The 21,866-nt window shown below is 41.8% G+C and carries 22 protein-coding genes and 1 pseudogene; 12 read left to right on the forward strand and 11 right to left on the reverse strand.

Annotated elements, in window-relative coordinates; all coding sequences use genetic code 11:
- Nucleotides 1–21 precede the first annotated feature (21 nt).
- Genes HMPREF1139_RS08480 through exbB form a run of 3 tightly spaced genes read right to left on the reverse strand, consistent with a single transcriptional unit; the run spans nucleotide 22 to nucleotide 1,643 of the window.
- Complete coding sequence (locus tag HMPREF1139_RS08480) at nucleotides 22–873, reverse strand: energy transducer TonB (RefSeq protein WP_009651032.1); 852 nt, start codon at nucleotides 871–873, stop codon at nucleotides 22–24.
- Nucleotides 848–1,228, reverse strand: a complete 381-nt coding sequence (exbD, locus tag HMPREF1139_RS08485) for a TonB system transport protein ExbD (protein ID WP_009650980.1) — start codon at nucleotides 1,226–1,228, stop codon at nucleotides 848–850. Before exbD ends, HMPREF1139_RS08480 begins: the two co-directional genes overlap by 26 nt.
- Nucleotides 1,215–1,643 (reverse strand): TonB-system energizer ExbB, encoded by a 429-nt coding sequence (gene exbB, locus HMPREF1139_RS08490; protein ID WP_009651000.1) that lies wholly within the window; start codon nucleotides 1,641–1,643, stop codon nucleotides 1,215–1,217. Before exbB ends, exbD begins: the two co-directional genes overlap by 14 nt.
- A gap of 208 nt (nucleotides 1,644–1,851) precedes the next feature.
- Between exbB and HMPREF1139_RS11900 the strand changes: the two genes are divergently transcribed.
- The 3 genes from HMPREF1139_RS11900 to HMPREF1139_RS08500 all read left to right on the forward strand — a co-directional run bounded on the left by HMPREF1139_RS11900 (nucleotide 1,852) and on the right by HMPREF1139_RS08500 (nucleotide 4,792).
- Nucleotides 1,852–2,580, forward strand: a complete 729-nt coding sequence (locus tag HMPREF1139_RS11900; protein WP_009651027.1) for a TonB-dependent receptor plug domain-containing protein — start codon at nucleotides 1,852–1,854, stop codon at nucleotides 2,578–2,580.
- Complete coding sequence (locus HMPREF1139_RS08495) at nucleotides 2,540–3,904, forward strand: TonB-dependent receptor domain-containing protein (RefSeq protein WP_009651096.1); 1,365 nt, start codon at nucleotides 2,540–2,542, stop codon at nucleotides 3,902–3,904. Before HMPREF1139_RS11900 ends, HMPREF1139_RS08495 begins: the two co-directional genes overlap by 41 nt.
- A gap of 111 nt (nucleotides 3,905–4,015) precedes the next feature.
- Complete coding sequence (locus tag HMPREF1139_RS08500; protein ID WP_231931863.1) at nucleotides 4,016–4,792, forward strand: glycosyltransferase family 25 protein; 777 nt, start codon at nucleotides 4,016–4,018, stop codon at nucleotides 4,790–4,792.
- Nucleotides 4,793–4,794: 2 nt separating this feature from the next.
- Here HMPREF1139_RS08500 and waaF read toward each other — a convergent pair whose 3' ends face one another.
- The gene (gene waaF / locus HMPREF1139_RS08505) at nucleotides 4,795–5,739 is read right to left on the reverse strand and encodes a lipopolysaccharide heptosyltransferase II (RefSeq protein WP_009651074.1); all 945 of its coding nucleotides are present in this window, start codon (nucleotides 5,737–5,739) and stop codon (nucleotides 4,795–4,797) included.
- Entirely contained in the window at nucleotides 5,736–6,767 is a 1,032-nt protein-coding gene (locus HMPREF1139_RS08510; RefSeq protein WP_009651034.1) for a glycosyltransferase family 4 protein, read from the reverse strand. Before HMPREF1139_RS08510 ends, waaF begins: the two co-directional genes overlap by 4 nt.
- 118 nt (nucleotides 6,768–6,885) lie before the next feature.
- Here HMPREF1139_RS08510 and HMPREF1139_RS08515 point away from each other — a divergent pair, with 118 nt between their 5' ends.
- Nucleotides 6,886–7,911 (forward strand): glycosyltransferase family 2 protein, encoded by a 1,026-nt coding sequence (locus HMPREF1139_RS08515; RefSeq protein WP_009651050.1) that lies wholly within the window; start codon nucleotides 6,886–6,888, stop codon nucleotides 7,909–7,911.
- A gap of 3 nt (nucleotides 7,912–7,914) precedes the next feature.
- Nucleotides 7,915–9,225 carry an O-antigen ligase family protein gene (locus tag HMPREF1139_RS08520; RefSeq protein WP_009650975.1) on the forward strand — a complete coding sequence of 437 codons (1,311 nt, stop codon included), beginning with the start codon at nucleotides 7,915–7,917 and terminating at the stop codon, nucleotides 9,223–9,225.
- Nucleotides 9,226–9,231: 6 nt separating this feature from the next.
- Here HMPREF1139_RS08520 and HMPREF1139_RS08525 read toward each other — a convergent pair whose 3' ends face one another.
- From HMPREF1139_RS08525 to waaC, 6 genes are read right to left on the reverse strand one after another with little or no spacing between them, the layout of a single operon-like run.
- The gene (locus HMPREF1139_RS08525; RefSeq protein WP_009651086.1) at nucleotides 9,232–10,032 is read right to left on the reverse strand and encodes a polysaccharide deacetylase family protein; all 801 of its coding nucleotides are present in this window, start codon (nucleotides 10,030–10,032) and stop codon (nucleotides 9,232–9,234) included.
- Nucleotides 10,029–11,102 (reverse strand): glycosyltransferase family 4 protein, encoded by a 1,074-nt coding sequence (locus HMPREF1139_RS08530; RefSeq protein WP_009651026.1) that lies wholly within the window; start codon nucleotides 11,100–11,102, stop codon nucleotides 10,029–10,031. Before HMPREF1139_RS08530 ends, HMPREF1139_RS08525 begins: the two co-directional genes overlap by 4 nt.
- Entirely contained in the window at nucleotides 11,099–12,169 is a 1,071-nt protein-coding gene (gene rfaQ, locus HMPREF1139_RS08535; RefSeq protein ID WP_009651028.1) for a putative lipopolysaccharide heptosyltransferase III, read from the reverse strand. The genes HMPREF1139_RS08530 and rfaQ overlap by 4 nt, the downstream gene beginning before the upstream one ends.
- Complete coding sequence (locus tag HMPREF1139_RS08540; protein ID WP_009651095.1) at nucleotides 12,166–12,861, reverse strand: glycosyltransferase family 2 protein; 696 nt, start codon at nucleotides 12,859–12,861, stop codon at nucleotides 12,166–12,168. The genes rfaQ and HMPREF1139_RS08540 overlap by 4 nt, the downstream gene beginning before the upstream one ends.
- Nucleotides 12,855–13,748 (reverse strand): lipid A biosynthesis lauroyl acyltransferase, encoded by an 894-nt coding sequence (locus HMPREF1139_RS08545; protein WP_009650983.1) that lies wholly within the window; start codon nucleotides 13,746–13,748, stop codon nucleotides 12,855–12,857. Before HMPREF1139_RS08545 ends, HMPREF1139_RS08540 begins: the two co-directional genes overlap by 7 nt.
- A complete protein-coding gene (gene waaC, locus HMPREF1139_RS08550; protein ID WP_009651070.1) occupies nucleotides 13,741–14,715 on the reverse strand; it encodes a lipopolysaccharide heptosyltransferase I in 975 nt (324 codons plus the stop codon). Before waaC ends, HMPREF1139_RS08545 begins: the two co-directional genes overlap by 8 nt.
- Before the next feature lie 62 nt (nucleotides 14,716–14,777).
- On the opposite strand from waaC, the pseudogene HMPREF1139_RS08555 reads away from it, so the two are divergent.
- From HMPREF1139_RS08555 to tviB, 7 genes and pseudogenes are all read left to right on the forward strand, one after another.
- Nucleotides 14,778–15,581 (forward strand): annotated as a pseudogene (locus HMPREF1139_RS08555) (3'-5' exonuclease); the annotation flags it as partial.
- 275 nt (nucleotides 15,582–15,856) lie between these two features.
- A complete protein-coding gene (locus HMPREF1139_RS08560; protein ID WP_009651092.1) occupies nucleotides 15,857–16,915 on the forward strand; it encodes an NAD-dependent epimerase in 1,059 nt (352 codons plus the stop codon).
- Between the two features lie 67 nt (nucleotides 16,916–16,982).
- Nucleotides 16,983–17,891 carry a DNA ligase gene (locus tag HMPREF1139_RS08565; protein ID WP_009650991.1) on the forward strand — a complete coding sequence of 303 codons (909 nt, stop codon included), beginning with the start codon at nucleotides 16,983–16,985 and terminating at the stop codon, nucleotides 17,889–17,891.
- 1 nt (nucleotide 17,892) lies between these two features.
- Nucleotides 17,893–18,879, forward strand: a complete 987-nt coding sequence (gene galE, locus HMPREF1139_RS08570; protein ID WP_009651049.1) for a UDP-glucose 4-epimerase GalE — start codon at nucleotides 17,893–17,895, stop codon at nucleotides 18,877–18,879.
- Complete coding sequence (locus HMPREF1139_RS08575; RefSeq protein ID WP_009651018.1) at nucleotides 18,876–20,198, forward strand: UDP-glucose dehydrogenase family protein; 1,323 nt, start codon at nucleotides 18,876–18,878, stop codon at nucleotides 20,196–20,198. The genes galE and HMPREF1139_RS08575 overlap by 4 nt, the downstream gene beginning before the upstream one ends.
- A complete protein-coding gene (locus HMPREF1139_RS08580) occupies nucleotides 20,195–20,623 on the forward strand; it encodes an ecotin family protein (protein ID WP_009651084.1) in 429 nt (142 codons plus the stop codon). Before HMPREF1139_RS08575 ends, HMPREF1139_RS08580 begins: the two co-directional genes overlap by 4 nt.
- On the forward strand, nucleotides 20,620–21,852 hold the full coding sequence (gene tviB / locus HMPREF1139_RS08585) for a Vi polysaccharide biosynthesis UDP-N-acetylglucosamine C-6 dehydrogenase TviB (RefSeq protein ID WP_009650992.1): 1,233 nt from the start codon (nucleotides 20,620–20,622) through the stop codon (nucleotides 21,850–21,852). The genes HMPREF1139_RS08580 and tviB overlap by 4 nt, the downstream gene beginning before the upstream one ends.
- Nucleotides 21,853–21,866: the final 14 nt, after the last annotated feature.

The following is a 21,866-nucleotide window of genomic DNA, read 5'->3' on the forward strand; positions in this document are numbered from 1 at the left end:
GGTGCCTTTGACACCTTAAAATCATCTAAGCTTAAACGATATAGGGATACTTACGTAGTAGCTGTTGTTTAGAGTCGGGAAGTCTTGGCTCGCGCGCTCTACGTTTTCGATCGCTCCGTCATCAAGGCTCGAGTAGCCTGAGCTTTTTATGACTTTTATATCTTCTACGGAGCCGTTTTGTTTTAGTAAAAATCTAACTTCTACGACCCCTTGATGACGCATCTTTTGAGCGTTTTTAGGGTATTTTTGATGCTTTTTGATGGCATTTACTATCTTGGCGAAATTCTCATCTCCTGCAGAATTTGCCAAATTCAGCTCGCCTATCTTAGAGACCGGAGCCGCTGCCCTATCTGCGCCGTTTGGTGGTAGGTTGTGCATAGATGAAGAAGCACTTGATGTCTGCGCTGTAGTCGCAGGTTGAGCTGGCTGAGGCGCTTGAATCGGTGGAGTAGGCTGTGGCTGAGCTACTTCTTCTTGTTTCTTAGGCTCGGGCTTTGGCCTTGGTTTAGGTTTTGGCTCGGGTTTTGGCTCTTTTTTGGGTTCTGGTTTTGGTTTAGGCTCAGGCTTTGGCTCCGGAGGGATAGGCTTAGGCTCGGGCGGTTTTACTTCCGGTGGTGGCGGAGGAGGTGGGGCCGGTGGAGTAGGCTCTGGTATCATGAGCGTTTCGGCGATTTCTGGTGCCGTCGAGACCTCGGCTTTAGCCTGAGGCATATCAAATGACTCAAGCGCCATTTTTATGGATTTGTTCTCCGCAGGCTTTATCTCCTCAAACGGATGGTGCAAAATAAATATCAAAGCGGCCGCATGCAGTAAAATAGATACAAACAGCCCGCTGTAATTTGAAACTTTATTCAGTGAGTGTTGAGATAGCAAAGTTTTCGTGGCCTTTTTCTTTTAAAATATCAACGACTTTGACAAAGCTGTCAAATTTAGAATTTTTATCGCTTCTAAGCTCGACAAGAGTTTTTTGATCTATATCGTTTAGTTTTTGCTTGAGCTCGTCTTCGTTCATCTCTACGTCATCTATGAAAAATCTATTGTCTTTATCGATGGCTACGCTGACCTTCTTTTCTTCTTTATCTTGCTGGGCGCTTTCTGAGCTTGGCAAGTCAATGGGAATGTTCCCTTGTGCGATAAATGTCGAAATGCTAAGCACGATGGCTAGCAAAACGAGCATGACATCGATAAAAGGAACGATATTTAGCCCGTCTTTTCTATTTAGTCGCATCATATACCTTGTAGCGGTTTATCAAAACATCGACTTTACGCATGAAAGCGTTATAAAGCATAAGCGTAGGGATGGCGACTAAAAGACCAAATGCCGTCGCTTTGAGCGCAAGAGAAAGGCCTATCATGATGCTTTTTGGATCTAAGCCGCCGGACATACCCATGTCGTAAAACGTTATCATAACGCCTGCAACAGTGCCCAAAAGCCCTATATACGGGGCGTTGGAGTATATTATGTAAAGCGTCGTCAAATTTTTAGTCAGCGCCTCTTCAAGCACTTCTATGCTTGAAAATTTCCTGATATCCACGCGTGAATAGTATATGATACGCTCTATGCTATACCAAACGACGAAAAAACTCATTATGCCTAGAATACCGATGATGATGTAATCTATATGACCTTTTAAAAGTTCCATGATCCCTCTTGAATAAAAAAATTGTGCAATTATAGCCATTTTGATAACTAATGTCAAATTATTATCAAAATAGACTAGAATTTGAAATTTAGGGACTTGAATTCTTAAAATGTAATTTTGTAATTTAAGATTTATTTAAAGATTGTTTAGATATTATCCCGATTTAGATATGATAATCGTATTCAATAAAATAACATAGGGAGTAAAAATGAAATTAGATAGTCATGCTATTAAAATTTCTTTAGTTGCCGCAGTGCTAATGGGGGGGGGTAGCGCGAATTTATCGGCTGCACAAAACGTTTCACTAGATACCATCGAGGTGACCAGTAGTAGTGGCGGATATGCAAATGTCGATGAGGCAAAGGTCACGACTAGAAATGCGACTTTGATTAAAGACGTTTTTAGAGATATACCAGGCGTTTATGTGAGTGGTACGAGTGGATTTCACCAGAAAATTTATATGCGTGGTGTAAGTGATAGAGGTTTAAATATCTCGATAGACGGTGCTAAACAGACTGGATATAACTTCCACCACAACTCAGACTTGTTGATCGATCCAGACCTGATAAAGGCTGTTGATATAGAAGTCGGTGCTAGATCGGTCGTAAATGGCTCAGGTGCGCTTGGTGGCTCGGTAGCGTTTAAAACTGTCGATGCTAGCGATCTACTTGAAGATGGACAAGACATCGGTGCTAAGCTAAAAATGGGCTACACTTCAAATAACAAAGGCTACTCTCAAAGCGCGATGGTCTATGGTAGAGCCTTGGATAGCCTAGACTTACTCGCTGCATTTAAACACTACGGATATAACTTTGGTAAAAGTGGAAATAATCATAGAGTAGGTGGCGATGGCAATGATATAAACTATTTATTTAAAGCCAGCTACAGCTTCCTTGATGCACACAAGATCAGCCTTTCGACCGAGCACATGCAGTAATAAAGGGCTTTATCCTTTCCGTGCAAATTTTGGTATCGACTACTCAAGTGGTAACGTGATCGCCGATAGAAAATATGAGCGCGATACGCACACTATCAAATATACTTACAATCCAAGTGATCTACTTGAACTTGACGTGACAGGATACTATACAGATCATACCTTGCATTCAAAAATTGGTAGTGCCGACAAAATCGGTGTAGAAACTGTCGGGTCAAAAATAGGAGCAAAAACTAAATTTAATACTGGAGACTTTGCTCATACTTTAAGATATGGCTTTGACTTTTATCGCTCAGAAAGCTATGCAAAACCAACCAATTTAACTCCTGAAAAATTAAATAACTATGCGCTTTATTTAGAAGATGCTATCAAATTTGGCGATCTAACGGTAACGCCTGGTGTAAGATATGAGAGACACGAGCTAAAAACATACAATGGCACAGCTGGAAATTTAAAAACTTACAAATATAAATTTGATGCAGTAAGTCCAGCTATCGCGCTTGATTATGAGATAGGCAAAGGGTTTGGGGCATTTGCTAGCTATGCGAGGGTATTTAAAGGACCTGACCTAATGGAAGGTATGCTAGCTAGCGGAACCTATATCACAGGTAGAGGAACTCAATATACAGACTGGGTCGGCAATGACAATCTTAAAAAGACGACTGGCAACGCCTATGAGATCGGCGGACGATACAAGGGTGAATTTGCAGAAAGATCGTCAATTAGCCTTATTGCTAAATATTTTAGAACCGAGTATAAAAATCTAATAATGGACACTAACGCTGCGCGCGGAGCGATAAATTCTACCGTAATTAGAAGAAACGCAGGAAATGTCGATATAGACGGCGTAGAGATATTTTCTAGGCTAAATTTAGATACATTAAGCCTAGCAGCTGGCTACACTCACCAAAAAGTAAAATATAAAGATAGAGTAGCTAGCAATGCAGCAGGAACGTCATTTTATAGCTCTACTTACTTAGGCTACCGTGATCTGGGTGATAAATATACATTCAATGCCGAATACACTATCCCGCAGGCTGATTTGTTACTCGGATATAATCTGATCTATTTTGCTAAGAAAAATGCAATGTCAGCTAGCAGCAATAGTATCGTCAAGCTACCAAGCTATGCAGTGAGCGATGTGTATGTGACTTATATGCCAGATAGCGGTAGATTTAAGGGATTGGAGATAAACGCAGGTCTTTACAATGTGTTTAATAAAGCTTACGCTTCTCAAACTCAACAATCAGAAGACTTTGCAACAGGCAATGCAGAGTGGGAGCCGGGTAGAAATTTCAAAGTCAGCGTATCTTATAAATTCTAAAACTAAACCCCAAGGGCCTGAGGGTATGAGCTCTTGGGGGTTGATGTATGATTTTTTATAATCATTTAAAAGCTTATGTTTTATAATACACCTAAATTTAAAGGATTTATGGTGTTAAAATATCCTGTATATGTTATATCTTTGCAAAAAGACGAGTGGCGCAGAGATAGGCTGAGAGAAAATTTTAAAAGCTATGACGAATTTGAAATGATCGATGCTTTTGATGCTAAAAATTTAAGCGCTACTAAATATTATGAAATTTTGTTAGACTCGTTACTTAAATCCATAAACATGCCGGCAGTAGAAACCATATTATTATCTCCTACTGAGGTGGCATGTGCGATCTCGCATACCTGTGCTTATGAGCGGTTTTTAGACAGTGGGGCGAAATTTGGTCTGATTTTTGAAGATGACATTGTCGGGAACGATGATGATATCAAAAGAGCTTTTGAGCTTTGCGAAAAGATAAGTGAGGATAGTATCTTTGTGTGTGGCGCTCAAGACGGACTAAGTAGCCGTTTTCGTGCTTTTGGGAAAAGGCTAAATAACGATTTATTTTTGATTTCTCCATATTCTTATGCCAGTATTTATAGAGGCGCTGCATATATCGTAACAAGACAAAGCGCAAAAGCTCTACTGGACTTTCATAAAAGCGGGCTTTACGTGGTTGATAGGTGGGCGACGCTATTAAATAATGTGAATCTTAAAATGTATTTTAGCAATATCTTCACTCACCCGGTAGATATACAAAATTCAAATCTTCAAGCCCAAAGAGATCGTAAAAACCTAGTAGATACGCTTTTTATACGAAAGAAAAGTAGCCTCAAAGACAAAATTTCAAGGTTTTACGATAAACATCTTAGCGGCAATCAAATGATCTTTAAATAAATTTAAGCCAAAATTTCTTCTATCGTTTTTATGACTAAATTTGGCGTCAAGCCTTTCATACACGCATGCGTACCTAGTGGACAGACACGCTTCATGCACGGCATACACTCTAAATTTAGGTGCAAGATCCGCGCGTTTTCGTTTTGCCACGGGCTGGTCTCGCTAAATTTCGTCGGCCCAAAAAGCGCGATGGTAGGCACATGAAACGCCGCCGCGATATGCATAGGACCGCTGTCGTTTGTGACGAATATCCCGCCGCTTCGCCCTACGCCGCCGATCTTTTCGCACAGCTCTTTTATACTGGTTTTGCCCGCTAGGTTGTCGCATTTTACGCCATTTGCGGCTAAAATTTGCTCGATCTTGCTACAAATTTCAAGCTCGCCGCTACCGCCAAAGATGACAATGCTAAATCTATCCTTAAATTTTAATGCAACCTGCGCAAAATACTCGGGATACCAGCGTTTTGCGCTACCGTAGCTCGCACCAGGATTCAGCCCGAGCACGGGCGCGTCAAATTTGCACGGAGTAAAATTTAGGCTCAAATTTTGTGTAACGTGGCTTAAATTTAGCGAGCTTTGCACGAAATTTAGGTATTTTTGCACCTGATGGAGGCTAGCGGCGGTCTTTTGAAACTGAAATTTACGTTCCGCACGCAGGCAAAAAAGCAAAAATTTACTCGCAAGTCCGCTTCTAAAACTAAACGCCGCGTCAAATTTACTAAGTCTGCGCGCGTTTTTAAACAGCCACCAAACCCTAAATTTAGCCTTTTTGCTCTCATCGATGATCGCCGTTTCGCATTTTGGATGCGCCTTAAAAAGCTCACAGGCGGCAAACGAGCCAAAAAATGTGAGCTTTGCTTGTGTGAAATTTGCCGCGATATTTTCGACCGCCGCACTCGCCATCACTGCATCGCCCAGCCAAGTCGGAAGCTCGATGAAAACCCTCATTTTAGTGCATCTTCGATGACTTCAAGCGTGAGTCTGGCGTTTTTTTCGATAGTGAAATTTTGCGCGAGACGGGCGGCCTCGTCCTGAAATTTTAGCAAAAGCTCGTGGCCGTTTAAGATTTGTTCGATCAGCGTTAAAACACTCTCGTCGTTCGCGTCTTTCATCACGAATTTTTCGTCCAAAATCTCGCTCGCTCCGTTTTGAGCGGTCGTAAAAACGACGTTTTTGTAACTAAGCGCCTCTAAAACGACGTTTGAAAACGGCTCGTAGCGTGTCGGAAAGATAAAGATGTCGCTCGCCTCGTAAAATTTAGCCGTACTTCGTTGCTCACCCGTAAATAGCGCACTCACGCCCAATTTTTTAGCTAAATTTTTATACGAATTTAGCTTTTTGTCCTTGCCGACGATTATCAAATTTACGCTCGTTTTGAGTTTAGAAACAAGCGTCAAAAGCTCGCTGACGCCTTTTCGCTTAAAGCCGCTTCCGACAAACAAAACGATCGGTAAATGATAGTCTAGCCCGAACTCCTCGCAAAGTGCCATTTTCGCGCTGCCTTTTTCGACTTTTTGCGGTAAATTTATGCCGTTATATATCGTGACGATTTTTTCTGGCAAGACGCCGTAAGCAGCGACGATCTGCGCTTTGATAAAATTTGAGTTTGCAATGATTTTACGGGCGTTTGCGAAGCATCGCTTCTCCAAAAACGGATAGACGAAATTTAGCGGATTTGCCCACCAAAAGAGCTTAGTTTTCATATAAATTTTATGCACCCCGTCGCCTGCGCGGTAGATGTCTGCGCTCGTGATGCGCTCTAAGCTAAAATAAAGCTCGTCCGCCGCCTTTTGCCGCTTTGCCTGCGCGTTAAATTTTAGGGCTTTTAGCCACGAGCTTAGCCTTTTGCTGCCCGTAAATGCGCACACTTCGCACTCTATGCCGTCGTTTTTCAGGGCTTTTATGAGACGCGACAGATAGCGCTGCGCCCCGCCCACGGCGTTTGGATTAAGCCGTAAAAATACGATTTTTTTCATATTTACCTTTTTAAGTCTTAGGTCAGTATAATATTAATTTTATCTTTACAAAGCAATAAAAAATTTAAAGGCTTAAAAATATGAATTTTAGTTTATGCAAACACCAAAAGGTCATCCTATGTATGATAAAAAAGTAAGCTTTGTCGTTCCTGCGTATAATGCTTCAAAATATATAAAAATTTGTGTAGATAGCTTGCTAAATCAAAGCCTAGAAGATATAGAAGTCATCGTGGTGGATGATGGTAGTACCGATGATACGCTTAAAATTTTAAATAATTTTAATGATGATAGACTAAGAGTCATCTCAAAACAAAACGAAGGAGCGAGCTCGGCTAGAAATATTGGCATAGGTTTAGCTAGGGGTGAATTTATCATAAATATAGATAGTGATGATTTTGTAGAGTGCGACTATGCAAAAGATGCTTATGAAATGGCTGTTAAATTTGATGCTGACGTTGTAGTGACAGATATGATTAGAGATTATAAAACCCATCAAAAATATATAACGGACTTTAAAATAGATGATGGAATAATCGATAAAAATGAGTATTTTAAGAGACTTATCGTCTCAAAAGGAGTTTGTCACAACGCTGTAAATAAACTGGTTCGATCATCTCTTTTAAAGGCAATTCCTTTTCCAAACGGTATATTTTTAGGCGATGATCTTGATACGACGCTAAAATTTGTCTATAAAGCCCGAAAAATAGCTAAGCTAAATAAGGCATACTATCATTACCGTATGGGAGAAAATAACACAAGTGCCTTTGAAAGCTTAAAAGGCATAAAAGATCATAAATTTGTCTATGATGATTTGATAAAATTTTGTAATGATAACGGTGTAAATGACGATAAAATCATCTCCATGTTGGAGTTTAGAAAGATAAAGGGTGTTTATCTGTCGCTTATTTTTTGCAAGGCAGATTTAAGCAATAAAAATTATATAATAGGGCTCAAAATTTTAAAAGATGATATAGGTAAAATTTTGAGAAGCAGTGGGTTTAAAAAGCTAAGGATGAAGTATAAATTTTTGCTTTACCTGGTTAGCAAGATAAAAAATGATCAAAAAATTTGTAAAATCTTCAATACTTTTAATAAAATAAATAATATTTTTTCTGGTAGAAAAATAAGTGAATTTAAGGCCTAGAATATGAATAAAAGTATAAAATTTCTAAAAAAAGAGACTTTTTTTGATAACTGTGTTTTAGTTTTTGTTTGTATTTATCTAATAAGTGAATTTCGTGGCCATCTAACGGCAATAAAAAGTATATCTTTTATAGGAGCATATCTATTTTTTATTTTGGACTATTTAATAAATAAGGAAAATATCTTTTTAAATTTTAGAAGGAATTTTAAAAAATATAAGCTTATAATAATAATTGCTCTCGTTTTTTGCATTATTATGCTTATAATTTCGCTTTTTCCTTATTCTAATAATGTAAAAGTATCATCCTTTACGCTTACCTTGCGTTACATAAAGCGTCCATTATTTTTTATGCTTCTTATGTTGTTTTGGTTTGACGGAGCTAAAATTAAGTCTTATATTATTTTTTATAGCGTTATTTTTTCATTTTTATGGCTTAGTTTAGATTATTCCATAAACTTATGGAACCCACAAAATTTTACTACCATGCTTGATATAAATAATGGAGACGATAGGATGGTAAGTAGAGAATATGCAGGAGAATTTGATTTATATTTTCCTTTTTTATTTCTGGGTGCAATAATTTGTGCTAATAAAATTTTAAAATCATTTTTTATTGTTTGTATATTTGTTACATTATTTATGATTTTACTAACTGGAGCTAGGGGTTCTTGGCTTGCTGTGGTTAGTATGTTTTTAGTTGTAGGAATTATTTTATTTAAATGTAACAAATCGTTTTTGACAGCTATAAAAAATAAAAAAACTATTTTTATTTGCATTATGATTTTTATTTGTATTTCTATTTTTGCGATTTTTAATTCCGACATGCTCAAAGGTAGATTTAAACAAGGGCTCGACGGTTCGGGTCGTATGCAGATACTTGAGCTTAGATTGCCCCTTATAATAAATTCTAATAGAGCATTTTGGGGGCTTGGATACGGTAAAGAGCAGTATATAAATTTTTTACATGATCATAGTCAAAAAATAGGAGAGCTTGGCGTAAACGGAGGTAAAGATGAGCTTGGTAGATATAGATATTTTCATGACGAGCCTCTTATTATAGGGCAATATTATCATAGTGGTGTTCTTGGAGCATTTATGCTGGCTATTTTGATATTATATATGTTTTTTAAAAGTATCAAAATGTATATTGGCACTTCAAATTTATTGTTTCTAGCGCTTTGTGGTAGCATAGTGTCATCATTTATCGTACGAGGATTCTTTGAGAATTATTTAACACCTCAAATTATCCTATTCGTATCTTTTTTTATAGCTTTTGATTTTCAAAATAGACAAAAAACGACTCAAAATGAGTAGATGGATTTATTTGAATTTTTTATTTCTAAATTTTGAATAAAGATTACCTATGATAGGCATACTATAAAACAAAAGCTTCTTTTTGATCCTAAATAGATAAGCTTTATCATTTTTTGCGTTGTTTGATATGTCTATTCGGTGTATTTTAAACATATCGTCGCCATCACAAAAACCACCGTCTATCACGCTAAAAGCAAAGGCATAGTTTGTATTTTTGATGACTTTCATCGCCGTATTGTTAAAATGTCCTTTTGGCCAACAAAATCCAAATTCTTGTTTATTAGGGAAAATTTCCTTTATCTTTTCATAGGAACGATCGAATTCATCTTTTAGTCTTATTTCATCGTCGCTTTTACAAGAGAAATGTGTTGCCGTATGGCTATCAAATTCAACTAAACCGCTTTTATAAAGCTCTCTTATCTCATCTAAATTTAGAAAATATTCTATATTTTCTTTATAATCAAGCTCGCTGTGAGGTTTTGGCTCAAGATTAAAATTTTTTCTTTTAAAATCATTTATTTTATCTGTTATCAAAAACACAACTGCAGGGGTTTGAAGCTCGGTTAATATAGGGTATGCGTATCTATAAAAGTCGAAATATCCATCATCAAATGTCAATAAAACGCTTTTTGGCTCTCTTTTTATACGTCCAAAAGCCATATCTTTAAATTTAGCGTATGAGATAAATTTATAGCCTTGATCTTTTACGCTTTGAAGAGCTTTTTTTACCAGCTCCGGATGTATCGTTATGCTGTCTTTTTGTGGTGAAACGTGATGAAGTGTTAATATCAAAATAGGTATATTCATAGGCTCTCCAAAAGAATTTTTATATTATTTTTTAAGCTTGTTATATCGTAATTTTCTTTTGCAAATTTTGAAGCATTTGATGAGTGTAAAATTCTTAAATTTTTATCATTAATATATAAATTCAAAGCATTTGCCAGAGCTTCATCATCTAAAAATGGCACACAAATTCCCCTCTCATTTGCCAAAAGTTCGTTCATTGGCGGTATATCAAATGCAACAATTGGTCTAGACAAAGCCATAGCTTCAAGTAAAGCGTTTGGCATGCCCTCAGTATGGGAAGGAAAAGCAAAAATATCAATGCCTTTTATTATGTTTGCATTATCTTTTCTAAAGCCAGTAAAAATGAGTTTATTATGCAAATTTACATCAAATATTTGCAATATCTCATTTTTTGTATTTTCATTTATATTGCCACCAAAAACTGCTATTATATTATCATTATTGTTAATTATTTTTTTAATAGCGTTTGCAAATTCGAAAACCCCTTTTTTGCGATATAAATTTGAAAACATACCGATCGTTATGCTTTGTGAAGAGAGACCAAATTCATCTTTGAAGTCACTTGTTGTACTATTTAGTTTATTAAAATTTATTGATGTAGGCATAAAAAAAATATTTTCTACTCCAATATTTTGTAAATTTTCCTGCACATCTTTGCTTACGGCAATTATTTTATCAAACATCTTTTTGTGCATAAATTTCGACACAATGCCTTTTATAGGAAACATGTTGTGTCTTTCCCTTAGAAATTTAACTCCTCTTTTGCGCCATAAAAGCCCGGCTATCGCACCGACCCAGCTATCTGTTGATGCATGAGTTATTACGACATTTATACTATTTTCTTTTATTGTTTTGCAAAGCGCGGGGATCGATTTGTGAAAATTTTTCTTATTCATCTCACATTCTATCGTGTTAAAATTTTCACTTTTTGCGGCCTTTAAAATTTCGGAATTCGGATTGCAAAAAAGATAGACCTCATGCCCAAGCTCGCGCATAAATCCCATCTCGTTCATTACCTTGTTTTGCTCTCCACCCCAGTTGTAAAGCGTTTCTGTATGAAGTATGTTCATTGTATTTTTTCTCTTATTTTTTGTTTTATTTTATCTATCTCGTCTTTACTAAATTCTATCAAGCACCTACTTATGCGAGTATCGTTACAGCCGGCTTTCTCACATGAAACACACTCCCAGTCTTTTTGAAAAACCGTATGCCTACCCATGTTTTGATTTCCACTTTTTCTAGTATAGCCGCTTTCGTTTAGCGCATTATCCCATGCTCCCCACTCTTGCGCGTTACTAGGTCCAAACAGCGCTACTACAGGCACGTCGTTTGCCGCGGCTATGTGCATGATCGCCGTATCCACTCCGACAAACATTAGTGATCGTTTTGATAACGCTACGGTTTGCTTTAGGCTGAGTCTGCCGGCAAGATTTAGTGGTTTGCTTTTACAAAGCGCCAAAACTGCGCTGACTTTTCTCATTTCTTCTTCGTTTTTGTCCGCGGTTATGACGGCTTTTACCCCAAGCTTGTCTTCGCAAAAGTCTATAAGTTCCGCCATGACTTCGTCGCTCGTGCATTTAAACATCCAGCGACTAGTCATATGAAAATGGACGAATTTCTCGGGTAAATTTACACCGTCCAGGCATTTTTCATCAAAATAAACGCTGACTTTTTTACTCGCAGGCTTAAGGCCTAAGGCTCTGAGCGTGTCTAAATTTAGCTCGACTGTATGTCTAGTGCCCCCTATTTTAGGCACTTTATGCGTTATAAATTTACTGACAGCCTTGTTTTTGCTGTCAAAGCCTACGATCGTTTTTATTTTGGCGTATTTTGCGATGATGATGCCACGATCGCCGGTCGTCGTTTGTATCGCGATATCATATTTTTCATTTTTGATCATTCGGATAAATTTAAATTCCGTCATTATCCGCCACCAAAGCCCACCACTACGAGCTAAAGCGCGGTCGTAGATGTGGATCTTTCGCACGTTTGGGTTGCCCTCTATCATCGCCTCGGTGCCTTTATTTAGTGCAAAATCGATGATCGCGTCAGGAAAATAGTGTCTTAAATTTTCTAAAAGTGGTGTCGTCAGCAGCACATCGCCGATATTTCTAAATTTCATGACTAAAATTTTCATTTTATGTATTTCCAGAACGTATACTGTGCGTAAAGCCTTGCTATCACGTAGCCGCGCCACCCTTCGCGCCACCCGCCTTTTAAAAAAAACAGCTTGAAAAACGTCCACGCGGGATTTAAAACGGCTTTAAATTTATTTCGCCTAGCGCCAAGACTAGAATATCGATTTTGCTTATCAATAAACTGCTCGATACTCTCGTATGCGTGGTGTAAAAATGGATTTTTTAGCTCGCTAGTTTCGCCGTTTACTACGACCTTTTCGTGGATCTCGCGTCCATCGAATTTTGCGTATGTCCTATCAAAAAGTCGCACGCTAAAATCAGGGTAAAGCCCCATGTTTCGCACCTCTTTGCCAAAAAATAAATTTAGCCTAGGGACGCGGTAAGCCATAAATTTCGGCTCTTTTAAAATTTCATTTATCTCATCGCGAAGTGGCGGGAGTATGATCTCGTCGCTATCTAGCACAAAGACCCAGTCATTACCGGCTAAATTTACGCCAAATTGCTTTTGCTTGCCAAAGCCAAGCCATGCTTGGTAGTGAAATTTCACATTTTTAAATTCGCTGCAAATCTTAACCGTATCGTCGCTAGAGCCACTGTCTATGACGATGACCTCGTTTGCGAACTCTACGCTTTTTAGCACCTCGCGCAAGTATCTTTGGCTGTTGAACGTTAGTATCACGACGCTTAGCATTTATACGCGTCCTCGTAAAAGTGCTTAAAGCGCCTATGAAACCAAAAATACTCGTCTGCTTTGGCGCGTATCATAGCCTCGCACGCGCTTGCTTGCGCCTGAGTGGCTTCTAAGATAGCATTTTGTTTATCCAGTTTGTTTATATCAAGCGGCGGGAAAAAGCAAATTTCGCTCGTTTCGTCGTCTATTTGGCGGATAAAGGCTGAGACGATGAGCGCGTTCGTCTTTTGTGCGAATATACTGGCAGCCGGCGTGTGAAGCACGCGTTTGCCAAAAAATTTCACCTCTATGCCGTCGCTTTTTGATGTGTTTTGATCGACTAGGATGCCGACTAAGCGGCGTGATTTCAGGGCTTTTATCATCTGCTTTGCAGCCCCGCTTTTATCGATGAGCTCGATGTCAAACTGCGTTCTGTTCGCGCTTAAAATTTTATCTATGCTCTTGCTATCAAGCTTTCGCCCCAGGATGCTCACGGCCCCAAAGCGTGCTGCCATCGCTAGACTAAAAAGCTCCCACTGCCCGTAATGCGCGGTCGTTACGATGATCGGGCGATCCTCTTTTAGGGCTTGCAGCAGATACTCCTCATCTTTAAATTTCACTCGCTCGAGCACCTTTTGCTTTGTCGTGTGTTGGTTTAGGATGAAATTCACACCCAAAAATTTAGCGAAATTTTGATACGTTTTTTTGGCTATCTCGAGCTTTTGCTCGTGTGTTTTGCTCTCGCCAAAGGCTAGGTTTAAATTTGTCATCACTATGTTAAAGCGCTTTTTGCCAAGCCTCATGTAAATGGCGGCTAAAGCGTTTACGATAGCGGTATAGACGCATTTTGGAGTCGCAGCTATCAAAAATTTCAGAGCGTAAAAGCCAAAAAGATAAATTTTATCCATTTAGTATCTTTCTGGCGAAATTTGCGACCGTCTCGGGAAAGATCTCGCGTATGCAAAAGTCGTTTTTATCGATACTCCTGGCGTCTATTTGCCTGCCCATATCGATCAGTAAATTTATCGGCGTCTCGTAGGCGTTCCTGTGGCTTGGACGGTTGCCAAAAAGTGTGAGAGATGGCGCATTTATCGCCCATGCGATGTGCGTGAGCCCGCTGTCGTTGCCTATGGTCAGATCGCAGCTTGCTATAAAGTCTATCATCTGCTTTATGCTCATCTTTTCAAGTAGCATGGCATGCGTGCCCTGAACTAGAATTTTAGCCTTTTCAAGCTCTGCGGCATTGCCGTGACAGACGTAGATCTCATACTCTTTTAGTAGATTTATCACGGCTTTAAATTTATCGTAGCACTTGCTCTCTTCACTAGCAAACGGTGCGATCAGGATGCGTTTTTTGCCTGCATTTTGCGGCTTTTTACCATGCACTTCAAAGCACGGCTCTTTATTTAAAATTTCATCTTTGCTAAATTTAAAATCCATCGCAAACACGGCTAGACCGAGGTTTCTAACGATGATATTTTCGTTGTAATCGATACTGAATTTATGTTTATAAAATTTACTGGCGATCTTTTCCTTGGCGCTTTCTTTGCTGAAGCCGTAGGTGTTTTTGCCCAATAAACGCGTGACTATCGCTGATTTTAAGAGGCCTTGCAGGTCGATCACCACGTCAAATTTATCAAGGTGTTTTAAAATTTTAAAGCTCTCTTTAAAGCTTTTTTTCAAAGGCACGACGACGAGCTCGTCGATCAGCGGGTGATCTTTTAAAATTTCAGCGAATCTCACGTCCACGATCCACGTTATATGCGCATCCGGGGCATGCTTTTTGATAAATTGTAAAACGATGACGGCATGGACGATATCGCCAAGCGCCGAGAGCTTTACGATAGCGATTTTAAGCGGTTTTTTACTTTGCATTATCAACTTTAAATTTTAAATTTGGTATGATTTTATAAAATTTTGCTTAAAAAAGGGCTAAAATGGCAAAGAGTTATATCTGCGTGTTTGACTGTGAGACGATACCTGATACAAATTTGATACGTAAAATTTACGGCCTTGAGGGCGATGATATGTCCGTTTCGCTCGAAGCCATGGCTGTGCAAAAGGACGCTAGCGGCAGCGAGTTTTTACCCGTGATGTTTCATAAAGTCGTGGCGATCTCTGCGGTGATGGCTGATGAATACGGCAAATTCCTGCGTGTCAGCACGCTAGAGGGTGCAAACGAGCAAGAGATCCTTGCTAAATTCATCAAATTTATAAACGAATACAATCCGCGTTTAGTCAGCTTTAACGGGCGGGGCTTTGATCTACCGATGATAATGGTGCGAGCCATGCGTTACAATCTAAGTGTGGAAGCCTATTTTGAGACCGAAAACAGAGAGCTGAATAAAAATAAGTGGGAAAACTACCGCAGCCGTTACAGCGGGCGTTTTCACCTTGATTTGCTCGATCATATCAGCGACTTTGGCTCTGTTAGAGGGCTAAAGCTCGATACTCTGTGCGCAAGCCTAAATTTGCCCGGCAAATACGACATCCACGGCGATCAGGTGCTGGAGCTTTACTACAACGACGAGCTTGAAAAGATCAACGAATACTGCGAAAGCGACGTGCTGAATACCTACTGGCTTTTCCTAAAATACGAGCTTTTACAAGGCAACATCACTCAGCAAGACTACGCAAGCTGCATAAATTCTATGAGCGAATTTTTAGCTAAAAACTGCGATCACAGGGGCTATACGAGCGTATTTTGCGAGGCGGTCGAGCTTGAGCTTGGTAGGCTTGAGGGCAAGGTGGATTATGAAATTTCAGGAGATTTCAAAGATCAAAACGACTATGAAAAGGACGAGACCTACGAGATTAGCGAGCGTATCACGCCTGAGGAGCTGCAAAATCACTTGGCAAAACAAGGGCTAGGCAGCTTACTGAAAAAGGCGAGCGATCTAAGCCCAAAGAGCAAGACCAAGCCGCTAAACGAGCCTAGCTTGCCAGAGATCGATCTTGATAACGAGTGATTTATAAAATTTAGATAAAATTGCGAGAAATTTATGAAGGAAAAACGATGAAAATTTTAGTGACGGGAACGGCCGGTTTTATCGGCTTTCATCTGGCAAATGCGCTGGCTGCGCGTGGCGATGAGGTCGTGGGGTTTGACAATATCAATGATTATTACGATGTAAATTTAAAATTCGCGCGGCTAAAAACGGCCGGCTTTGATACGGATGAGATCGCGGCGGGCAAGCAGATCCGCTCCAAAACGAAGCCAAATTTAAGCTTCGTAAAAGGCGATCTGCAAGAGGCGGGGCTGCTAAAAAGGCTATTTAGCGAGCATAAATTTGACGTCGTGGTAAATCTCGCCGCGCAAGCTGGCGTTCGCTACTCGCTAATCAATCCGCAAGCCTATATCGACGCTAACGTCACGGGCTTTTTAAATATTTTGGAGTGCTGCCGCCATAACGCGACACCAAATCTTGTCTATGCGAGCTCAAGCTCGGTGTATGGACTCAACGAAAATATGCCATTTTCCACGCATGAGGGCGTAAATCACCCGATCAGCCTCTACGCCGCGACCAAAAAGAGCAACGAGATGATGGCGCACACTTACAGCCATCTTTTTGGCGTGCCGACGACGGGGCTGCGATTTTTCACGGTCTATGGCCCGTGGGGTCGCCCAGATATGGCGCTGTTTTTGTTCGTTAAAGCCGCGCTTAGTGGCGGGACGATCGATGTTTTCAACTACGGCAAGATGAAGCGCGACTTCACCTATATCGACGACATCGTAAAGGGCGTGATGAAGTGCGTGGATAACCCGGCCCGCGCAAACGCCGCGTGGGACGCGAAAGCACCTGATCCGGCAAGCTCGTCCGCGCCATTTAAAATTTACAATATCGGCAACAATAGCCCCGTCGAGCTAATGGACTACATCAAGGCGATCGAGCTAAAAATCGGACGCGAGATAAATAAAAATTTCCTTCCGCTGCAAGCTGGCGACGTGCCTGCGACGTATGCGGACGTGAGCGATTTGATCGCTGATTTTGACTACAAGCCAAACACCAGCGTAAATGAGGGTGTAGCGCGCTTTATCGAGTGGTATAGTGAGTTTTACGGAGCTAAAATTTGAGGCTAATGCTCGCTAAAACAAGGGAAGCCCTGATGAGGTTACCTGGCGCAAAAATTAGGCGGTTTTGATGAGAATTTTACTCGCATTTTTGACGGTCTTAAATTTTGCCTTTGCATTGTCCGAACTGCCCTCTTGCGAACCGGATAAAGAGAGGGTAAGCACCTGCTACGACGAGGCTAGCGGGCGGATAAAGGAGCCCTTTAAATTTGAGCTTTTAAAGCTTAGCGAATTTAAAGGGCAAAACGTGAGCGGCTGGCTAGCTAGCGAGAAGCTTGACGGCGTGCGCGCCTACTGGGACGGGCAAAATTTACGCTCTCGCAAGGGCAAAATTTTAAGCGCACCGGCAGAATTTACTGCGCTCATGCCACCATTTGCGATCGACGGCGAGCTTTACACGAAGCGGGGCGAATTTGAAAATATCCAGTCCGTCGTGATGGATAAAACGCCTGACGCCCTGGCGTGGAGCGAGATAAAATTTCACATTTTTGACGTGCCTGACGCGCAGGGCGGACTGCTCGCGCGGCTAGAAAATTTGCAAAAATTTTTAGATAAAAACCCAAAGAGTAGCGAGAAAATCGTCATAATCAAGCAAACTGCGCTAAAAGATAACGCGCAGTTAGAAAAGATTTTAGATGAGATCATCGCAGCTGGCGGCGAAGGCGTCGTCCTGCGCGAGCCAAACGCTCCGTATGAGCGCGGTCGCAGTCAAAACGCGCTAAAATATAAAAAATTTAACGACGCCGAGTGCGTGGTGGTCGCGCATAAGGCAGGGCAGGGTAAATTTAGCGGGCTGCTTGGCTCGGTCGTTTGCGAAAATTTAAGCGATAAAAAACGCTTTAAAATAGGCTCGGGTTTTAGTGACGAGCAGCGTGCGAACCCGCCAAAGATCGGCTCAGTGATAACCTATAAATATCAAAATTTAACGGCAAAAGGGCTTCCGAGATTTCCCGTATTTTTGCATGTTAGGAAGGATTAGGATGAAAATTTTAATAACAGGCGGGGCTGGCTATATCGGCAGCCACGTATTAAAGGCGCTTTTAAAACAAGGCGGTCACGAGATCACCGTGATAGACAACCTCTCAAAAGGCTCAAGCCAGGCAATAAAAACACTCGAAAATATAGGCGAATTTGAGTTTGTAATGGCAAATTTAGAAGATGATCTAAGTGAAATTTTTGCACGGGGCAAATTTGACGCGATCATCCATTTTGCCGCATTCATCGAGGTTTTTGAGAGCACGCAAGAGCCGCTAAAATACTACCTAAATAACACCGCAAATGTAGCGAAAATTTTAACGTATTGCCAAAAATTTGGCGTGAATAAATTCGTTTTTAGCTCCACGGCTGCTGTTTATGGCGAGCCTGACGTGCCGGAGGTGACAGAGCAAAGCGCGGCAAATCCGATAAATCCATACGGACGAAGCAAGCTGATGAGCGAGCAAATCATCAAAGACTACGCGCTAGCAAACCCAAATTTTAAATTCGCCATTTTGCGCTATTTTAATGTCGCCGGAGCCGATGAGGAGGGGCTCATCGGGCAAAACTACCCAAACGCGACGCACCTTATAAAGATCGCCACACAAACCGCACTTGGCAAGCGCGCGAGCATGAGTATCTTTGGCGATGACTACGCGACGAAGGACGGCACTTGCGTGAGAGACTACATCCATGTGAGCGACCTTGCAGACGCACATTTAAGCGCGCTAGAGTTTTTAAATGAGTGCGGCGAAAGCGAGGTATTTAACGTGGGCTACGGGCGAGGATTTAGCGTCAAAGAGGTCGTGGAGATCGCTAAAAAGGTAAGCGGAGTAAATTTTAAGGTAGAGCACGCGCCGCGCAGGGACGGCGATCCTGCCGTACTCATTGCAAATTCGAGCAAGCTACGCGAGAAAACGACGTGGAAGCCAAAGCGAGACGATCTTGAATTTATCGTCAAAACCGCGCTGGAATGGGAGAAAAAGATATGAGAATAGCAGTCATCGGCACCGGATACGTGGGGCTAGTTAGTGGTGCGTGCTTTGCCAAAATGGGCAACGACGTCATCTGTATCGACGTGGATAGCGCGAAAATCGAAAATTTAAAGCGTGGCGTCGTGCCGATATATGAGCCAGGTCTCTCCGAGATCGTGGCGGAGTGCTACGCAAACGGCACGCTAAAATTTAGTACGCGCATAACGGACGGGCTATCGCACGCTCAGGTGCTGTTTATCGCAGTCGGCACGCCGATGGGCGCAGACGGACAAGCAGATCTAAAATACGTGCTTGAAGTGGCGCGCAGCATCGGGCAAAATTTGACCCACCCGCTCATTGTCGTGGATAAGTCGACCGTCCCAGTGGGAACGGGCGAGCGCGTGAGCGAGGTGATCGCAGCGGAGCTAAAAAAGCGAAATTTGGACGTGAAATTTGAAGTCGTGAGCAACCCCGAGTTTTTAAAAGAGGGCGCGGCGGTCGAGGACTTTTTAAAGCCAGATCGCGTCGTCGTCGGGGCTAGCAGCGAGTGGGGCGAGAGCGTTATGCGCGAGCTTTATGCGCCGTTTATGAAAAATCACGACCGCTTCATCGCGATGGACGTAAAGTCTGCCGAGATGACCAAATACGCAGCAAATTCGATGCTGGCGACCAAGATCAGCTTCATAAATGAGATCGCAAACATCTGCGAGCGAGTAGGAGCTGACATAAATTTGGTGCGAAAAGGCATCGGCTCTGACGCGCGCATCGGATATAGCTTTATTTATCCAGGCTGCGGATACGGTGGCAGCTGCTTTCCAAAAGATGTCGAGGCGCTCATCTACACAGCCAGACAAAATGGCTTTGAGCCGGAGCTCTTAAACGCAGTCGAGAGCCGAAACAAGGCGCAAAAGCGCGTGTTGTTTGATAAAATTTCTGCATATTTTGGTGCAGATTTAAAGGGCAAGAGTATCGCGCTTTGGGGGCTTAGCTTTAAGCCAAATACCGATGATATGAGGGAGGCTAGCTCGCTCGTTCTCATAAATTTACTCGAAAACGCCGGCGCGAGAGTCAGGGCGTATGACCCAAAAGCGAGCGAGGAGGCTAAAAAATATCTACCAAACTCAAATTTAAAATACGTCACGAGTAAGTATGACGCGCTAAATGACGCGGACGCGATGGTGCTGGTGACCGAGTGGAGCGAGTTTAGATCGCCTGATTTTGACGAGATGAAAAAGCGACTAAAAAGCGCCGTGATCTTTGACGGGCGCAATCAATATAACGCTAAAATTTTAAACGAACTTGGATTTAAATATTTTCAGATAGGAGTGAAAGGATGAGGAAAATTTTGTCTTTTTTGGCAGCTGCGACGTTGATGTTTGGGGCGGAGGCGATGCAGATGAATGTCATAAAGCTAAAACCCATGAAAGCGCCGTTATGGGACTTTAAAGTCGAAGTCGTCTTTGCCAAAAAGATGCAGGCTGACTGCAATTACCAGTTTTTGCTCGGCGGGCAGATGGAGGAGAAAAACTCCGCTAAATTTGGCGATTATTATGAATTCACAGGCGGCGATGAGGTCGCGACGAGCCTGATGCTCTGCCCTGACGATAAAAAGCGGCTCAAAGAGATAGAGTATGAGTTTAAGCCCATTTTGCCATACACGGGCGGTGCGAGCGATATAAAGATCCTAGCGCCAAAAGATGTCATCGTAAAATACAGGCTTTATGAAAAATTTGAAGAAAAAAATGCAAAGGTCAAAAAATGAAAATAGCAGTTGTAGGACTTGGTTACGTTGGGCTTCCGCTTGCGGCGGCGTTTAGTGAGAAATACGAAGTCGTAGGCTTTGATGTAAATCGCGCCCGCATCGAGGAGCTAAAAAACGCTCACGACCGCACGTTGGAGCTTAGTCATGAGCAGATGCAAAAGGCGATAGCAAATGGGATGAAATTTAGCCTAAATTTAGACGACATAAAAGACTGCAACTTTTTCATCGTCACTGTCCCTACGCCGATTGATAAAAATAAGCGCCCCGATCTAACGCCCGTGATAAAGGCAACGCAAAGTGTCGCAAAGGTGCTAAAAAAGGGCGACATCGTCGTGTATGAGAGCACGGTGTATCCGGGTGTGACGGAGGAGATTTGCGTGCCGCTGCTTGAAGAGAGCGGGCTAAAATTTAACGAGGACTTTTTCTGCGGGTATTCGCCAGAGCGCATAAATCCGGGCGATAAAGAGCATACGGTCACAAAGATCAAGAAAATCACGAGCGGTAGCACCCCTGCGGTCGCGGACAAGGTAGATGAAATTTACGCCTCGATCATCACTGCCGGCACGCACAAAGCCCCGTCTATCAAGGTCGCCGAAGCCGCGAAAGTCATCGAAAACACGCAGCGTGACATCAATATCGCCTTTATAAACGAGCTTGCGATGATATTTGAAAGGCTTGGTATCGACACGAACGCCGTTTTAGAGGCTGCGGGGACGAAGTGGAATTTCTTAAATTTCCGTCCGGGGCTAGTCGGCGGTCACTGCATCGGCGTAGATCCCTACTACCTCACGCACAAAGCGCAGGAGGTGGGCTATCATCCAGAGATCATCCTGGCAGGTCGCCGCATAAATGACAACATGGGCAAATACGCCGCCGATCAGGTCATAAAGCTGATGATAAAGCGCGGCGTGCTCATCAACAAAGCCCGCGTTTTGGTGCTAGGGCTTACCTTTAAGGAAAACTGCCCGGACATCCGCAACTCTCGCGTGATAGACGTGATAGACGAGCTAAAAGATTTTGGTTGTAAGGTCGATGTGTATGATCCATGGGTGGATGAAGCCGAAGTCGTGCGCGAATACGGCATAACGCCGCTAAAAAGCTATGAGCTAAAAGACTACGACTGCGTGGTGATAGCCGTGGCGCATGATGAATTTAAAAATATAAATTTAGACGGCTGCTTGGTTTATGATATTAAAAACGTCTATAAAAAAGCCGATGGCAGGCTGTAAATTTAAGGAAATAT

This window comes from Campylobacter sp. FOBRC14 (genome assembly GCF_000287855.1).
Lineage (GTDB): Bacteria > Campylobacterota > Campylobacteria > Campylobacterales > Campylobacteraceae > Campylobacter_A > Campylobacter_A curvus.

Coding starts and splice junctions, on each gene's coding strand:
- HMPREF1139_RS08540 (WP_009651095.1), bottom strand. CDS start 12,861: ATGCTAAGCGTCGTGATACTAACGTTCAACAGCCAAAGATACTTGCGC.
- HMPREF1139_RS08530 (WP_009651026.1), bottom strand. CDS start 11,102: ATGAACATACTTCATACAGAAACGCTTTACAACTGGGGTGGAGAGCAA.
- HMPREF1139_RS08560 (WP_009651092.1), top strand. CDS start 15,857: ATGAAAATTTTAGTGACGGGAACGGCCGGTTTTATCGGCTTTCATCTG.
- HMPREF1139_RS11900 (WP_009651027.1), top strand. CDS start 1,852: ATGAAATTAGATAGTCATGCTATTAAAATTTCTTTAGTTGCCGCAGTG.
- HMPREF1139_RS08575 (WP_009651018.1), top strand. CDS start 18,876: ATGAGAATAGCAGTCATCGGCACCGGATACGTGGGGCTAGTTAGTGGT.
- HMPREF1139_RS08545 (WP_009650983.1), bottom strand. CDS start 13,748: ATGGATAAAATTTATCTTTTTGGCTTTTACGCTCTGAAATTTTTGATA.
- HMPREF1139_RS08495 (WP_009651096.1), top strand. CDS start 2,540: ATGCACACAAGATCAGCCTTTCGACCGAGCACATGCAGTAATAAAGGG.
- waaC (WP_009651070.1), bottom strand. CDS start 14,715: ATGCAAAGTAAAAAACCGCTTAAAATCGCTATCGTAAAGCTCTCGGCG.
- galE (WP_009651049.1), top strand. CDS start 17,893: ATGAAAATTTTAATAACAGGCGGGGCTGGCTATATCGGCAGCCACGTA.
- HMPREF1139_RS08515 (WP_009651050.1), top strand. CDS start 6,886: ATGTATGATAAAAAAGTAAGCTTTGTCGTTCCTGCGTATAATGCTTCA.
- HMPREF1139_RS08565 (WP_009650991.1), top strand. CDS start 16,983: ATGAGAATTTTACTCGCATTTTTGACGGTCTTAAATTTTGCCTTTGCA.
- tviB (WP_009650992.1), top strand. CDS start 20,620: ATGAAAATAGCAGTTGTAGGACTTGGTTACGTTGGGCTTCCGCTTGCG.
- exbD (WP_009650980.1), bottom strand. CDS start 1,228: ATGCGACTAAATAGAAAAGACGGGCTAAATATCGTTCCTTTTATCGAT.
- HMPREF1139_RS08510 (WP_009651034.1), bottom strand. CDS start 6,767: ATGAAAAAAATCGTATTTTTACGGCTTAATCCAAACGCCGTGGGCGGG.
- waaF (WP_009651074.1), bottom strand. CDS start 5,739: ATGAGGGTTTTCATCGAGCTTCCGACTTGGCTGGGCGATGCAGTGATG.
- HMPREF1139_RS08520 (WP_009650975.1), top strand. CDS start 7,915: ATGAATAAAAGTATAAAATTTCTAAAAAAAGAGACTTTTTTTGATAAC.
- rfaQ (WP_009651028.1), bottom strand. CDS start 12,169: ATGAAAATTTTAGTCATGAAATTTAGAAATATCGGCGATGTGCTGCTG.
- HMPREF1139_RS08525 (WP_009651086.1), bottom strand. CDS start 10,032: ATGAATATACCTATTTTGATATTAACACTTCATCACGTTTCACCACAA.
- HMPREF1139_RS08580 (WP_009651084.1), top strand. CDS start 20,195: ATGAGGAAAATTTTGTCTTTTTTGGCAGCTGCGACGTTGATGTTTGGG.
- exbB (WP_009651000.1), bottom strand. CDS start 1,643: ATGGAACTTTTAAAAGGTCATATAGATTACATCATCATCGGTATTCTA.